The 14,734-nt window shown below is 53.7% G+C and carries 10 protein-coding genes, 5 tRNA genes and 2 rRNA genes (1 of these 17 only partly in view); all 17 read right to left on the reverse strand.

The window, feature by feature from the left end; translation table 11 throughout:
• Nucleotides 1-62: 62 nt before the first annotated feature.
• On the reverse strand, nt 63-4,136 hold the full coding sequence (gene rpoB, locus ACMGF8_RS01700) for a DNA-directed RNA polymerase subunit beta (RefSeq protein ID WP_016968678.1): 4,074 nt from the start codon (nt 4,134-4,136) through the stop codon (nt 63-65).
• Between the two features lie 221 nt (nt 4,137-4,357).
• The gene (gene rplL, locus ACMGF8_RS01705) at nt 4,358-4,723 is read right to left on the reverse strand and encodes a 50S ribosomal protein L7/L12 (RefSeq protein WP_011063780.1); all 366 of its coding nucleotides are present in this window, start codon (nt 4,721-4,723) and stop codon (nt 4,358-4,360) included.
• A gap of 80 nt (nt 4,724-4,803) precedes the next feature.
• Nucleotides 4,804-5,304: a 50S ribosomal protein L10 gene (rplJ, locus tag ACMGF8_RS01710; RefSeq protein WP_016968679.1), complete on the reverse strand. Its 501-nt coding sequence runs from the start codon at nt 5,302-5,304 to the stop codon at nt 4,804-4,806.
• Nucleotides 5,305-5,503: 199 nt separating this feature from the next.
• On the reverse strand, nt 5,504-6,199 hold the full coding sequence (rplA, locus tag ACMGF8_RS01715) for a 50S ribosomal protein L1 (protein WP_011063782.1): 696 nt from the start codon (nt 6,197-6,199) through the stop codon (nt 5,504-5,506).
• A complete protein-coding gene (rplK, locus tag ACMGF8_RS01720) occupies nt 6,199-6,630 on the reverse strand; it encodes a 50S ribosomal protein L11 (protein WP_003176435.1) in 432 nt (143 codons plus the stop codon). Before rplK ends, rplA begins: the two co-directional genes overlap by 1 nt.
• Before the next feature lie 118 nt (nt 6,631-6,748).
• The gene (nusG, locus tag ACMGF8_RS01725; protein WP_010443972.1) at nt 6,749-7,282 is read right to left on the reverse strand and encodes a transcription termination/antitermination protein NusG; all 534 of its coding nucleotides are present in this window, start codon (nt 7,280-7,282) and stop codon (nt 6,749-6,751) included.
• A gap of 9 nt (nt 7,283-7,291) precedes the next feature.
• Nucleotides 7,292-7,660, reverse strand: coding sequence for a preprotein translocase subunit SecE (gene secE / locus ACMGF8_RS01730; protein WP_047306325.1), 369 nt, complete (start codon nt 7,658-7,660; stop codon nt 7,292-7,294).
• A 45-nt stretch (nt 7,661-7,705) separates the two neighbouring features.
• Nucleotides 7,706-7,781: transfer RNA gene (locus ACMGF8_RS01735), tRNA-Trp, on the reverse strand.
• A gap of 54 nt (nt 7,782-7,835) precedes the next feature.
• The gene (gene tuf, locus ACMGF8_RS01740; RefSeq protein ID WP_060841339.1) at nt 7,836-9,029 is read right to left on the reverse strand and encodes an elongation factor Tu; all 1,194 of its coding nucleotides are present in this window, start codon (nt 9,027-9,029) and stop codon (nt 7,836-7,838) included.
• Nucleotides 9,030-9,113: 84 nt separating this feature from the next.
• Nucleotides 9,114-9,189, reverse strand: a tRNA-Thr gene (locus tag ACMGF8_RS01745).
• Between the two features lie 26 nt (nt 9,190-9,215).
• Nucleotides 9,216-9,289 (reverse strand) — tRNA-Gly (locus tag ACMGF8_RS01750).
• A 24-nt stretch (nt 9,290-9,313) separates the two neighbouring features.
• Nucleotides 9,314-9,398 (reverse strand) — tRNA-Tyr (locus ACMGF8_RS01755).
• A 142-nt stretch (nt 9,399-9,540) separates the two neighbouring features.
• A complete protein-coding gene (locus ACMGF8_RS01760) occupies nt 9,541-9,987 on the reverse strand; it encodes a hypothetical protein (RefSeq protein WP_416758490.1) in 447 nt (148 codons plus the stop codon).
• Between the two features lie 163 nt (nt 9,988-10,150).
• Entirely contained in the window at nt 10,151-11,113 is a 963-nt protein-coding gene (gene birA / locus ACMGF8_RS01765) for a bifunctional biotin--[acetyl-CoA-carboxylase] ligase/biotin operon repressor BirA (protein ID WP_416758492.1), read from the reverse strand.
• A 168-nt stretch (nt 11,114-11,281) separates the two neighbouring features.
• Nucleotides 11,282-11,397 (reverse strand): 5S ribosomal RNA (rrf, locus tag ACMGF8_RS01770).
• Between the two features lie 139 nt (nt 11,398-11,536).
• Nucleotides 11,537-14,428: ribosomal RNA gene (locus tag ACMGF8_RS01775) — 23S ribosomal RNA — on the reverse strand.
• Between the two features lie 235 nt (nt 14,429-14,663).
• A tRNA-Ala gene (locus ACMGF8_RS01780) sits at nt 14,664-14,734 on the reverse strand (it continues 5 nt past the right edge of the window).

Raw genomic sequence — 14,734 nt, forward strand, 5'->3', positions numbered from 1 at the left:
CCTTTCCTCCTGGCGGAGCAGAGAGCGGGCAATCCTGCCCCGCTCTCGATTCGCGTCACGTGTTATTCGGTTTCCAGATCGATATCGATGCCGAGGGAACGAATTTCTTTGATCAACACGTTGAAGGACTCGGGCATGCCCGGCTCCATACGGTGATCGCCGTCCACGATGTTTTTGTACATCTTGGTACGACCGTTCACATCGTCCGACTTCACTGTGAGCATTTCTTGCAGAGTGTATGCAGCACCGTATGCTTCCAGTGCCCAGACCTCCATCTCCCCGAAACGCTGACCACCGAACTGCGCCTTACCACCCAGCGGCTGCTGGGTAACCAGGCTGTACGAACCGGTAGAACGAGCGTGCATCTTGTCGTCTACCAAGTGGTTCAGTTTCAGCATGTACATGTAGCCAACGGTAACTGGACGCTCGAACTTGTTGCCGGTACGGCCGTCGGTCAGCTGCATCTGGCCGCTCTCTGGCAGGTCCGCCAGTTTAAGCATCGCCTTGATTTCGCTTTCCTTGGCGCCGTCGAACACCGGAGTGGCCATAGGCACACCGCCGCGCAGGTTGTTCGCCAGATCCAGAATCTCCTGATCGGAGAAGCTGTCCAGGTCTTCGTTACGACCACCGATCTGGTTGTAGATCTCATCCAGGAAGGTGCGCAGTTCTGCCACCTTACGCTGCTCTTCAACCATGCGGTTGATCTTCTCGCCCAGACCCTTGGCCGCGAGGCCCAGGTGAGTTTCGAGAATCTGACCAACGTTCATACGCGAAGGTACGCCCAGCGGGTTGAGGACCACGTCGACCGGGGTGCCATTGGCATCGTGCGGCATGTCTTCAACCGGCATGATCACGGAGACCACACCCTTGTTACCGTGACGACCGGCCATCTTGTCGCCCGGCTGAATGCGACGACGGATTGCCAGGTAGACCTTGACGATTTTCAGCACGCCTGGAGCCAGGTCATCGCCCTGCTGCAGTTTGCGCTTCTTGTCTTCGAACTTGTCGTCCAGCAGACGGCGGCGATCAACGATGTAGGCCTGAGCCTTCTCGAGCTGCTCGTTCAGAGCATCTTCAGCCATGCGCAGTTTGAACCACTGGCCATGCTCAAGACCGTCGAGAACTTCGTCGGTGATTTCCTGACCTTTCTTCAGACCGGCGCCGCCTTCGGCTTTATGGCCGACCAGAGCGGAGCGCAGACGCTCGAAGGTTGCGCCTTCAACGATGCGAAACTCTTCGTTCAGATCCTTGCGGATCTCGTCGAGCTGGCTCTTCTCGATGGACAGTGCACGAGCATCACGCTCAACGCCGTCACGAGTGAAGACCTGTACGTCAATGACAGTACCTTTGGTACCAGTAGGCACACGCAGGGAGGTGTCTTTAACGTCGCTGGCTTTTTCACCGAAGATCGCGCGCAGCAGTTTCTCTTCCGGAGTCAGCTGAGTCTCGCCTTTCGGAGTGACCTTACCGACCAGGATGTCGCCTGCGCCAACTTCAGCACCTACATAAACGATACCGGCTTCGTCCAGCTTGTTCAGTGCAGCCTCACCCACGTTCGGGATGTCTGCAGTGATTTCCTCTGGGCCAAGCTTGGTGTCACGGGCCACACAGGTCAGTTCCTGAATGTGGATCGTGGTGAAGCGGTCTTCCTGAACCACACGCTCGGACAGGCAGATGGAGTCTTCGAAGTTGAAGCCGTTCCATGCCATGAACGCGATACGCATGTTCTGACCCAGAGCCAGCTCACCCATATCGGTGGACGGGCCGTCGGCCATGATGTCGCTGCGCTGAACCCGATCACCCTTTCTCACCAGCGGACGCTGGTTGATGCAGGTGTTCTGGTTGGAGCGGGTGTACTTGGTCAGGTTGTAGATATCAACACCGGCTTCGCCAGTCTCAACTTCGTCATCCGCAACACGAACCACGATACGGCTGGCATCGACCGAGTCGATCACGCCGCCACGGCGAGCCACGACACAAACGCCGGAGTCACGGGCAACGTTGCGCTCCATGCCGGTACCTACCAGCGGCTTATCAGCACGCAGGGTCGGTACAGCCTGACGCTGCATGTTGGAACCCATCAACGCACGGTTGGCGTCGTCGTGCTCGAGGAACGGAATCAGCGACGCTGCAACCGAAACTACCTGCTTCGGCGAAACGTCCATCAAGGTGACGTCTTCCGGCGCCTTGACGGTAAATTCGTTCAAGTGACGAACAGCCACCAGCTCATCGATCAGCTGACCTTTGTCGTTCATGGTCGCCGAAGCCTGGGCGATCACGTGATCGGCCTCTTCGATGGCGGACAGGAACACGATCTCGTCAGTGACCAGGGCGTCTTTCACCACACGGTACGGGCTCTCGAGGAAGCCGTATTGGTTGGTGCGCGCATAGGCCGCCAGGGAGTTGATCAGACCGATGTTCGGACCTTCCGGCGTCTCGATCGGGCATACACGACCGTAGTGAGTCGGGTGCACGTCACGAACTTCGAAGCCTGCACGCTCACGGGTCAGACCACCTGGGCCGAGTGCGGAGACACGACGCTTGTGGGTGATCTCGGAGAGCGGGTTGTTCTGGTCCATGAACTGCGACAGCTGGCTGGAACCGAAGAACTCTTTCACTGCCGCAGCCACTGGCTTGGCATTGATCAGGTCTTGCGGCATCAGGCCTTCGCTTTCGGCCATCGACAGACGCTCTTTGACCGCACGCTCTACACGCACCAGACCAACGCGGAACTGGTTCTCGGCCATTTCGCCTACGCAACGAACACGACGGTTACCCAGGTGGTCGATGTCGTCGACGATGCCTTTACCGTTACGGATGTCGACCAGAGTCTTCAGTACGGCAACGATGTCCTCTTTGCACAGGACGCCCGAACCTTCGATCTCGGTACGACCGATACGACGGTTGAACTTCATCCGGCCAACGGCGGAGAGGTCATAGCGCTCAGGGCTGAAGAACAGGTTGTTGAACAGAGTCTCGGCAGCATCTTTGGTTGGCGGCTCGCCAGGACGCATCATGCGATAGATCTCGACCAGCGCTTCCAATTGGTTGCTGGTGGAGTCGATCTTCAGAGTGTCAGAAACGAACGGACCACAGTCGATGTCGTTGGTGTACAGCGTTTCGATGCGAACAACCTGGGCCTTGGCGATTTTTGCCAGGATCTCGGTATTCAGCTCGGTGTTGCACTCTGCCAGGATTTCACCAGTAGCCGGGTGCACGATAGCCTTGGCGGTGGTACGCCCCAGGACGTAGTCCAGAGGTACATCCAGCTCTTTGATACCGGCTTTTTCCAGCTGGTTGATGTGGCGAGCGGTGATACGACGACCCTGCTCGACAATAACCTTGCCCTTGTCATCCTGGATGTCCAGAACGGCAATTTCACCACGCAGGCGCTGAGGCACCAGTTCCAGGCTCAGGCTCTCGCCTTTCACGTGGAATACGTTGGTGGTGTAGAAAGCATCCAGCACTTCTTCAGTGGTGTAACCCAGCGCGCGCAGCAGAACCGACGCAGGCAGCTTGCGGCGACGGTCGATACGGACGAACACGCAGTCTTTCGGGTCGAACTCGAAGTCCAGCCACGAACCGCGGTAAGGAATGATCCGCGCGGAGTACAGCAGCTTACCGGAGCTGTGCGTCTTGCCACGGTCGTGGTCGAAGAATACGCCAGGGGAACGGTGCAGCTGGGAAACGATTACACGCTCGGTACCGTTGATTACGAAGGTACCGTTCTCAGTCATCAGGGGGATTTCACCCATGTAGACTTCTTGCTCTTTGATGTCCTTGATCGCTTTGTTCGACGATTCTTTGTCGAAAATGATCAGACGAACTTTTACCCGCAAAGGTACGGCGTAAGTCACACCACGCAACACGCATTCTTTAACATCAAACGCCGGTTCGCCCAGGCGATAACCGACATACTCCAACGCAGCATTGCCGGAGTAGCTGATGATCGGGAAAACGGATTTGAAGGCCGCATGCAGGCCCACGTCGCGGAACTGATCTTTAGTCGCTCCCGCTTGCAAGAATTCACGATACGAATCCAGCTGGATGGCCAGGAGGTACGGCACATCCATGACGTCCGGCAACTTGCTAAAGTCCTTGCGGATACGTTTTTTCTCAGTATATGAGTAAGCCATCAGCGTTCCCCAGCTTGGTCACCTGCTTATTCGGCTCCTCCCGACGGGAGCAGCCAGAAAATCGTGCAAACCCTTTGGTTTGCGCCACCGCACAGGGTGGGTTACAGCACGTTAAAGGCACCGACCCAGTCGGTCGCCAATAACGGAAAAAGGCCGGTGGCAAAAGCCACCAGCCATCAGCCGTTCGCTTAACGCTTGGGCTGGAGACACAAAGTCGATGCTTACTTGAGCTCGACTTTAGCGCCTGCTTCTTCCAGAGCTGCTTTGGCTTTGTCAGCTGCTTCTTTAGCAACAGCTTCCAGAACCATGGCAGGAGCGCCGTCAACTACAGCCTTGGCTTCTTTCAGGCCCAGACCGGTCAGTTCACGTACTGCCTTGATCACGTTAACTTTCTTCTCGCCAGCTTCGGTCAGCATGACGTTGAATTCAGTTTGCTCTTCAACAACAGCGGCAGCAGCAGCTGGGCCAGCAGCGGCAACAGCAGCGGTAACGCCGAAGGTTTCTTCCATTGCTTTGATCAGCTCAACAACTTCCAGAACGGTTTTCTGGCCGATTGCTTCGATGATTTGCTCGTTAGTCAGAGACATGACTATAAATTCCTGTATTGGGGTGACAGCCTACGCAGCCATCAAATTAAACATATGATTTTGAAAGGGCTTGCGGTGCCTTAGGCAGCAGCAGCTTCTTTCTGGTCGCGAATAGCCGCCAGAGTACGAGCCAGCTTGCTGGTAGCGCCTTGAATCACGCTCATCAGCTTCGCAATAGCTTCGTCGCGAGTTGGCAGCGAAGCCAACACGTCGATCTCGTTTGCTGCGAGGTACTTGCCCTCGAACGCAGCTGCCTTGATCTCGAACTTGTCCTGACCCTTTGCGAACTCTTTGAAAATACGAGCAGCAGCGCCCGGATGTTCCTTGGAGAATGCAATCAGGGTAGGGCCGACGAACGCGTCGTTGAGCACGTCATATTGAGTGCCTTCAACAGCGCGCTTGAGCAGGGTGTTACGTACAACACGTACGTAAACACCAGCTTCGCGGGCCTCTTTACGGAGTCCGGTCATTGCGCCTACTGTCACACCGCGGGCATCAGCCACAACAGCAGACAGAGCGACTTTGGCAGCCTCGTTGACTTCAGCGACGATGGCCTTCTTGTCTTCGAGTTTAATTGCCACGGGTTTAACTCCTGCTTGTTACCGTTTCATCCAACCTGGGCTGGATGTCGTTTTGGTGTCTGATTCGGTAAGGAACCGGGAGCACCATCTGCGTAGGCTTGAGGTTTAAGACTTGCGTCGCCTACGGTCTTGGATAGCCCCCGCCAGGCAGGGACCCCAATTTTTTCAACTGGCGCAATCGCTTGTGCCAGCCTGTGTCTTATACGTCCAGCGAGCCTTGGTCGATGACCAGACCTGGACCCATGGTGGTGCTCAGGGTAACGCGCTTGACGTAGATACCTTTCGAAGAAGCTGGCTTGATACGCTTCAGGTCAGCGATCAGGGCTTCAACGTTTTCCTTCAGCTTGACGGCGTCGAAGCCGACCTTGCCAACGGAGGTGTGGATAATGCCGTTTTTGTCGGTGCGGTAGCGAACCTGACCAGCCTTGGCGTTCTTAACTGCCGAGGCCACGTCTGGGGTTACAGTGCCGACTTTCGGGTTAGGCATCAGGCCACGAGGACCCAGAACCTGACCCAGCTGACCTACAACGCGCATTGCATCCGGAGAAGCAATAACTACGTCATAGTTCAGGTCGCCGCCTTTCATTTCGGCAGCCAGATCATCCATACCTACGCGGTCTGCACCGGCAGCCAGAGCAGCTTCAGCAGCTGGACCCTGAGTAAACACAGCAACACGTACAGTCTTGCCAGTGCCGTGTGGCAGCACGGTAGCGCTACGAACAACCTGGTCAGATTTACGTGGGTCTACGCCCAGGTTCACAGCTACGTCTACGGACTCGCTGAACTTAACGGTCGACAGCTCGGTCAGGAGAGCGGCGGCTTCTACGAAGTTGTAGGCCTTGCCTGCTTCAATCTTGCCGGCGATAGCCTTTTGGCGCTTGGTCAGCTTAGCCATTACACACCCTCCACGTTAAGGCCCATGCTACGAGCAGAACCGGCGATAGTACGCACGGCTGCATCCATATCAGCTGCAGTCAGATCCGCGTTTTTGGTTTTCGCGATTTCTTCCAGCTGAGCACGGGTAACAGTGCCAACCTTAACGGTGTTCGGACGAGCGGAACCGCTGGTCAGGCCAGCAGCTTTCTTCAGCAGAACCGAAGCAGGGGTGCTCTTAGTTTCGAAAGTGAAGCTGCGGTCACTGTAAACAGTGATAATCACAGGAGTCGGCAGACCTGGTTCAAGCCCCTGAGTACGGGCGTTGAAAGCCTTGCAGAATTCCATGATGTTCACGCCGTGCTGACCCAGAGCTGGACCAACGGGCGGGCTTGGGTTGGCCTGAGCGGCCTTAACTTGCAGCTTGATGTAAGCAGTAATCTTCTTAGCCATGAGGCACTCCAATTACGGGTTCAGACGCCTAGAAAGGCTCCCCGGTTACTTGCGCGTTTATCCCAGTGACGAAAAAACCCCACAGCCTAAGGCTGCGGGGTATGGGATTCTCGTCCAGTTAGACCTTCTCGACCTGACTGAACTCTAGCTCTACCGGAGTAGAGCGACCGAAAATGAGCACCGCCACTTGGATCCGGCTCTTTTCGTAGTTAACTTCTTCGACCGTACCGTTAAAGTCTGCGAATGGGCCGTCAGTAACACGGACCACCTCACCTGGCTCGAACAGCGTCTTAGGCTTGGGCTTATCGCTGCCATCAGCAACGCGACGCAGAATTGCTTCCGCCTCTTTATCAGTGATAGGCGCTGGCTTATCAGCAGTACCACCAATGAAACCCATGACACGAGGAGTGTCCTTGACCAAGTGCCAAGTACCCTCATTCATGTCCATTTGAACCAGCACATAGCCTGGAAAGAACTTGCGCTCGCTTTTGCGCTTCTGGCCATTGCGCATCTCAACCACTTCTTCAGTGGGGACCAGAATCTCGCCGAAGCCATCTTCCATGCCAGCCAGCTTTACACGCTCGATCAACGAGCGCATTACATGCTTCTCGTAACCCGAGTAAGCATGCACAACGTACCAACGCTTAGCCACGGGACACCCTTAGCCAACAATCAAGGAAACAAGCCAGCCAAGCAGGGAATCTAGCCCCCACAACAGCAACGCCATGACCAGAACCACAGCCACTACAATAAGCGTGGTCTGCGTGGTCTCTTGGCGAGTTGGCCATACGACTTTACGAATCTCAGTGCGCGCTTCCTTAACCAACACGAAGAACGACTTGCCCTTGGCAGTTTGCAGACCAATGAAGGCAGCAACTGCAGCAATGGCAAGTAGCGCCAATACGCGGTACAGGATCGGCGAAGCAGAATAGTACTGATTGCCAACAACACCAACAATCACCAAAGCAACCACAACGAGCCACTTGAGCAGATCGAAGCGAGAGCCTTGAGCTTCAGCCTTAGGAGTCATCTATGAAGATCCTGTGAAAAGAAAGCCAGACACATTGAGTGAATCTGGCAGGTCAGGAGGGAATCGAACCCCCAACCTACGGTTTTGGAGACCGTCGCTCTGCCAATTGAGCTACTGACCTAAAAACAAAATCAGGCCGACCATTATGTCGGCCCGATGGAGATATTTCAAGAGCTTATTCGATGACTTTGGCCACGACGCCTGCGCCGACGGTACGACCGCCTTCACGGATAGCGAAACGCAGACCATCTTCCATCGCGATGGTTTTGATCAGAGTGACAGTCATCTGGATGTTGTCACCTGGCATTACCATTTCAACGCCTTCTGGCAGCTCGCAGTTACCAGTCACGTCAGTAGTACGGAAGTAGAACTGTGGACGGTAGCCTTTGAAGAACGGAGTATGACGGCCGCCTTCTTCCTTGCTCAGAACATAAACTTCAGCGGTGAACTTGGTGTGCGGCTTAACGGTGCCTGGCTTAACCAGAACCTGGCCACGCTCAACGTCGTCACGCTTGGTACCACGCAGCAGAACGCCGCAGTTCTCGCCAGCACGACCTTCGTCGAGCAGCTTGCGGAACATTTCAACGCCGGTGCAGGTAGTCTTCTGAGTATCGCGCAGACCAACGATCTCAACTTCTTCCTGGATGCGAACGATGCCACGCTCAACACGACCAGTTACCACGGTGCCACGACCGGAGATCGAGAATACGTCTTCGATTGGCATCAGGAACGGCTTGTCGATTGCACGCTCTGGCTCTGGGATGTAAGTGTCCAGAGTTTCTACCAGACGCTTAACAGCGGTGGTACCCATTTCGTTGTCGTCTTGGCCGTTCAGGGCCATCAGAGCCGAACCGATGATGATCGGAGTGTCATCACCTGGGAAGTCGTAAGTGCTCAGCAGATCGCGCACTTCCATCTCAACCAGTTCCAGCAGCTCAGCGTCATCAACCATGTCAGCCTTGTTCAGGAAGACAACGATGTACGGAACGCCTACCTGACGGGACAGCAGGATGTGTTCACGAGTTTGTGGCATCGGACCATCAGCAGCCGAGCAAACCAGGATCGCGCCGTCCATCTGGGCAGCACCGGTGATCATGTTTTTGACGTAGTCGGCGTGACCTGGGCAGTCAACGTGCGCGTAGTGACGAATGTGCGAATCGTACTCTACGTGCGCAGTGTTGATGGTGATACCACGAGCTTTTTCTTCTGGGGCACTGTCGATCTTGTCGAAGTCAACACGAGCCGAACCGAAAACCTCGGAACAAACGCGAGTCAGAGCAGCAGTCAGAGTGGTCTTACCGTGGTCAACGTGACCGATAGTACCCACGTTAACGTGCGGCTTATTACGTTCGAACTTTTCCTTAGCCATCGAAATCACCCCTAGGAGAAGAATTGAGCAAGTCACACAAGCCATTAAAACAAAGGCAGATATTTTCATATCTGCCTTGTTATATGGAGCTCTTGAGCGGATTTGAACCGCTGACCTCACCCTTACCAAGGGTGTGCTCTACCAACTGAGCTACAAGAGCGTAACACTTTGCAAAACCTGCAAACTTGGAGCGGGTAGCGGGAATCGAACCCGCATCATCAGCTTGGAAGGCTGAGGTTCTACCACTAAACTATACCCGCGGAGCCTGCAGCTCTCGCTAAATCTGGTGGAGGGGGAAGGATTCGAACCTTCGAAGTCGTAGACGTCAGATTTACAGTCTGATCCCTTTGGCCGCTCGGGAACCCCTCCTAAGCGAGGCAGCATTTTATACTACGCTGCCTTTCTGTCAAGCATTTTCTCAATAAAATCTTGAGGTTAGCTGCATTGACTTAGCTCTGCCGCTTTAACCTAAAAAGGTCTTCACTGCGGAGCGGGCGCCATTCTATGCAACCTATTCGACAGTTGCAAGCCCCTCACAAGGCATTATTTTATGTTTTAACTCATTGAATTCCTTAGCAAGGTTCTGCAGCTGTAGATCATCCAGCAAATGCTTGCTTTCAGGGGCCACACGCAACCAGAAACCAGAAGATCCAGGAACACTCAAGGACAGTAGCCTGACATCCGCCCCCTGCCCTATAAGCCGCTGCTCAAGCATCTGAGCCATATCTCGACGAGCAAAGCCCCCCAGATAGAGACAGCTTGCATCAACCTCTCCAACCCTCCCCTTATCCCTCCGCTCGACCGAATCTGCAGACTCACTCAACAAGCGAATATCTTGCTGAGAGCCTCGATAGAGCGAGAGAGGCATAACCTCTTTCGCACGAAGAGGTGCTTCCTGCTGGTGCCAGATGTAATAGAAACCATTGAGGACCAGTAACAACAGAAACAGCCAGCGCATAAATACCTCGAGACGAAAGACAAGCCTTAGTCAACTCGAAAAAACAAATCACGAACAAACTGATCCTGCGAACCCAACACAACGCCCAGAGCAGCTATACAAGCCTCCCCACCTACTAGCCTAAGGTAGCGCGGGCACATTTCATGGCGTTTCGCAGCCAAACTCAAGGATCATCACGCAACCTTAGACTGAGCTCCCCACCGCTATAAGTTTTCTCTTCACCTTCAACGCTCAACCGCAACGCCCCTTGGCGATCAATACCCAGCACGACACCATCGATCTTATTGACCCCCGCAATCAGAGACACCTCACGCCCCTGCCAGAGATGACCTTGCTCCCATTCGCCCTGGATAGCAGAGAAACCATCCAGTCGATGACGCTCCAGATAAGCCACAAGGGTCTCACTCAATCGAGCAACCAACTGATTGCGATCAGTAACCTGGCCAGACTCCAACCTTATCGAGGACCACTCCTGATCGACCCCCTCAGCGCTCTGCATATTCACATTAATCCCAACCCCCAGGACCACATGACACACGTCCGCAGGATCGCCCACCAGCTCCAAAAGTATTCCCGCGACCTTCTTCTGACCAACCAAAACATCGTTTGGCCACTTCAAACCCGCACTTGGGATTCCATACTCACGAAGGGTATGCATAACCGCCAACCCTACGACCAGACTGAGACCCTCCAATTGCCGGAGACCTCCATCTATGCGCAAGACCAAGCTGTAATAGATATTCTCGGCAAAAGGACTTATCCACTTGCGTCCACGCCGGCCACGCCCCGCGGTCTGACGCTCAGCTAGCACCAGAAAAGGAGCCACAGCCCCCCCCTCGATGGATCGCAGTGCCTCAGCATTTGTGGAGTCGATAGAATCAAAAATTCGAACGTCCCAAGCACTGCTGGGAGAAGAGCACCGACTTATCTCCGCACTGCTCAACAAAGTGATTGGAGTGGCCAACTGATATCCACGACCTCGTACCTTATGGATGACAAGCCCCAATTCCGCCTCAAGAAGCTGTAACTGCTTCCATATGGCACTACGACTAACACCCAGCACCTCTCCGAGCGCCTGGCCCGAGTGAAATCGCCCATCCTTTAGAAGCTCTAACAACGTCGACATGCAGTATCCGCCTCACAATGAGCCCGGCATGATAGCCATGCCCAAAACCATTGCATAGAAAGCACCACCCGGCGAGCAGGTCGATCGGGCAGATAAAAATCAAATCCACTTTTCTCCGCGCAAATACAAAACCCCAATTGCTTTCGCAATTGGGGTTTCGGAATTTAATCTTGACGATGACCTACTCTCACATGGGGAAACCCCACACTACCATCGGCGATGCATCGTTTCACTTCTGAGTTCGGGATGGGATCAGGTGGTTCCAACGCTCTATGGTCGTCAAGAAATTCGGTAGCCAGTCCGTTGCTGATGCAACGTGCCAGCGAATGGGTATGTAATAGATTTGTGTGCTGTGCAAACTTTCGGTTTGTTTCGTCTTCACACACCGCAACTCGCTTCTTAAGCAAATTGCTTGGGTGTTATATGGTCAAGCCTCACGGGCAATTAGTATTGGTTAGCTCAACGCCTCACAGCGCTTACACACCCAACCTATCAACGTCGTAGTCTTCGACGGCCCTTTAGGGGATTCAAGATCCCAGTGAGATCTCATCTTGAGGCAAGTTTCCCGCTTAGATGCTTTCAGCGGTTATCTTTTCCGAACATAGCTACCCGGCAATGCCACTGGCGTGACAACCGGAACACCAGAGGTTCGTCCACTCCGGTCCTCTCGTACTAGGAGCAGCCCCTCTCAAATCTCAAACGTCCACGGCAGATAGGGACCGAACTGTCTCACGACGTTCTAAACCCAGCTCGCGTACCACTTTAAATGGCGAACAGCCATACCCTTGGGACCGGCTTCAGCCCCAGGATGTGATGAGCCGACATCGAGGTGCCAAACACCGCCGTCGATATGAACTCTTGGGCGGTATCAGCCTGTTATCCCCGGAGTACCTTTTATCCGTTGAGCGATGGCCCTTCCATACAGAACCACCGGATCACTAAGACCTACTTTCGTACCTGCTCGACGTGTCTGTCTCGCAGTCAAGCGCGCTTTTGCCTTTATACTCTACGACCGATTTCCGACCGGTCTGAGCGCACCTTCGTACTCCTCCGTTACTCTTTAGGAGGAGACCGCCCCAGTCAAACTACCCACCATACACTGTCCTCGATCCGGATAACGGACCTGAGTTAGAACCTCAAAGTTGCCAGGGTGGTATTTCAAGGATGGCTCCACGCAAACTGGCGTTCACGCTTCAAAGCCTCCCACCTATCCTACACAAGCAAATTCAAAGTCCAGTGCAAAGCTATAGTAAAGGTTCACGGGGTCTTTCCGTCTAGCCGCGGATACACTGCATCTTCACAGCGATTTCAATTTCACTGAGTCTCGGGTGGAGACAGCGCCGCCATCGTTACGCCATTCGTGCAGGTCGGAACTTACCCGACAAGGAATTTCGCTACCTTAGGACCGTTATAGTTACGGCCGCCGTTTACCGGGGCTTCGATCAAGAGCTTCGCGTTAGCTAACCCCATCAATTAACCTTCCGGCACCGGGCAGGCGTCACACCCTATACGTCCACTTTCGTGTTTGCAGAGTGCTGTGTTTTTAATAAACAGTCGCAGCGGCCTGGTATCTTCGACCGGCATGAGCTTACGGAGCAAGTCCTTCACCCTCACCGGCGCACCTTCTCCCGAAGTTACGGTGCCATTTTGCCTAGTTCCTTCACCCGAGTTCTCTCAAGCGCCTTGGTATTCTCTACCCAACCACCTGTGTCGGTTTGGGGTACGGTTCCTAGTTATCTGAAGCTTAGAAGCTTTTCTTGGAAGCATGGCATCAACCACTTCGTCACCTAAAAGGTAACTCGTCATCAGCTCTCGGCCTTAGAACCCCGGATTTACCTAAGATTCCAGCCTACCACCTTAAACTTGGACAACCAACGCCAAGCTGGCCTAGCCTTCTCCGTCCCTCCATCGCAATAACTAGAAGTACAGGAATATTAACCTGTTTTCCATCGACTACGCTTTTCAGCCTCGCCTTAGGGACCGACTAACCCTGCGTCGATTAACGTTGCGCAGGAAACCTTGGTCTTTCGGCGTGGGTGTTTTTCACACCCATTGTCGTTACTCATGTCAGCATTCGCACTTCTGATACCTCCAGCAAGCTTCTCAACTCACCTTCACAGGCTTACAGAACGCTCCTCTACCGCATCACTTACGTGATACCCGTAGCTTCGGTGTATGGTTTGAGCCCCGTTACATCTTCCGCGCAGGCCGACTCGACTAGTGAGCTATTACGCTTTCTTTAAAGGGTGGCTGCTTCTAAGCCAACCTCCTAGCTGTCTAAGCCTTCCCACATCGTTTCCCACTTAACCATAACTTTGGGACCTTAGCTGACGGTCTGGGTTGTTTCCCTTTTCACGACGGACGTTAGCACCCGCCGTGTGTCTCCCATGCTCGGCACTTGTAGGTATTCGGAGTTTGCATCGGTTTGGTAAGTCGGGATGACCCCCTAGCCGAAACAGTGCTCTACCCCCTACAGTGATACATGAGGCGCTACCTAAATAGCTTTCGAGGAGAACCAGCTATCTCCGAGCTTGATTAGCCTTTCACTCCGATCCACAGGTCATCCGCTAACTTTTCAACGGTAGTCGGTTCGGTCCTCCAGTCAGTGTTACCTAACCTTCAACCTGCCCATGGATAGATCGCCCGGTTTCGGGTCTATTCCCAGCGACTAGACGCCCTATTAAGACTCGCTTTCGCTACGCCTCCCCTATTCGGTTAAGCTCGCCACTGAAAATAAGTCGCTGACCCATTATACAAAAGGTACGCAGTCACAGAACAAAGTCTGCTCCCACTGCTTGTACGCATACGGTTTCAGGATCTATTTCACTCCCCTCTCCGGGGTTCTTTTCGCCTTTCCCTCACGGTACTAGTTCACTATCGGTCAGTCAGTAGTATTTAGCCTTGGAGGATGGTCCCCCCATATTCAGACAAGGTTTCTCGTGCCCCGTCCTACTCGATTTCATGACTAAGAGATTTTCGCGTACAGGGCTATCACCCACTATGGCCGCACTTTCCAGAGCGTTCCGCTAATCTCAAAGCCACTTAAGGGCTAGTCCCCGTTCGCTCGCCACTACTAAGGGAATCTCGGTTGATTTCTTTTCCTCAGGGTACTTAGATGTTTCAGTTCCCCTGGTTCGCCTCTTGCACCTATGTATTCAGTACAAGATAACCATCTTATGATGGCTGGGTTCCCCCATTCAGAGATCTCCGGATCAAAGTCTGTTTGCCGACTCCCCGAAGCTTATCGCAGGCTACCACGTCTTTCATCGCCTCTGACTGCCAAGGCATCCACCGTATGCGCTTCTTCACTTGACCATATAACCCCAAGCAATCTGGTTATACTATGAAGACGACATTCGCCGAAAATTTGCAATTGCTGCTCAATTAAGAGCCTCACAAATTTTACCTTAGCCTGATCCGTTACCAGTGAAAGTAACGTTCAGTCTATCTTTCTATCACATACCCAAATTTTTAAAGAACGATCTAATCAAAAGACTAGAAATCAACATTCAAGCAGAATGCTCATTTCTAAGCTTTCAGAAGCAGTTTATGGTGGAGCCAAGCGGGATCGAACCGCTGACCTCCTGCGTGCAAGGCAGGCGCTCTCCCAGCTGAGCTATG

Source organism: Pseudomonas sp. BNK-7 (genome assembly GCF_048072025.1).
Taxonomy (GTDB): Bacteria; Pseudomonadota; Gammaproteobacteria; order Pseudomonadales; family Pseudomonadaceae; genus Aquipseudomonas; species Aquipseudomonas danubii.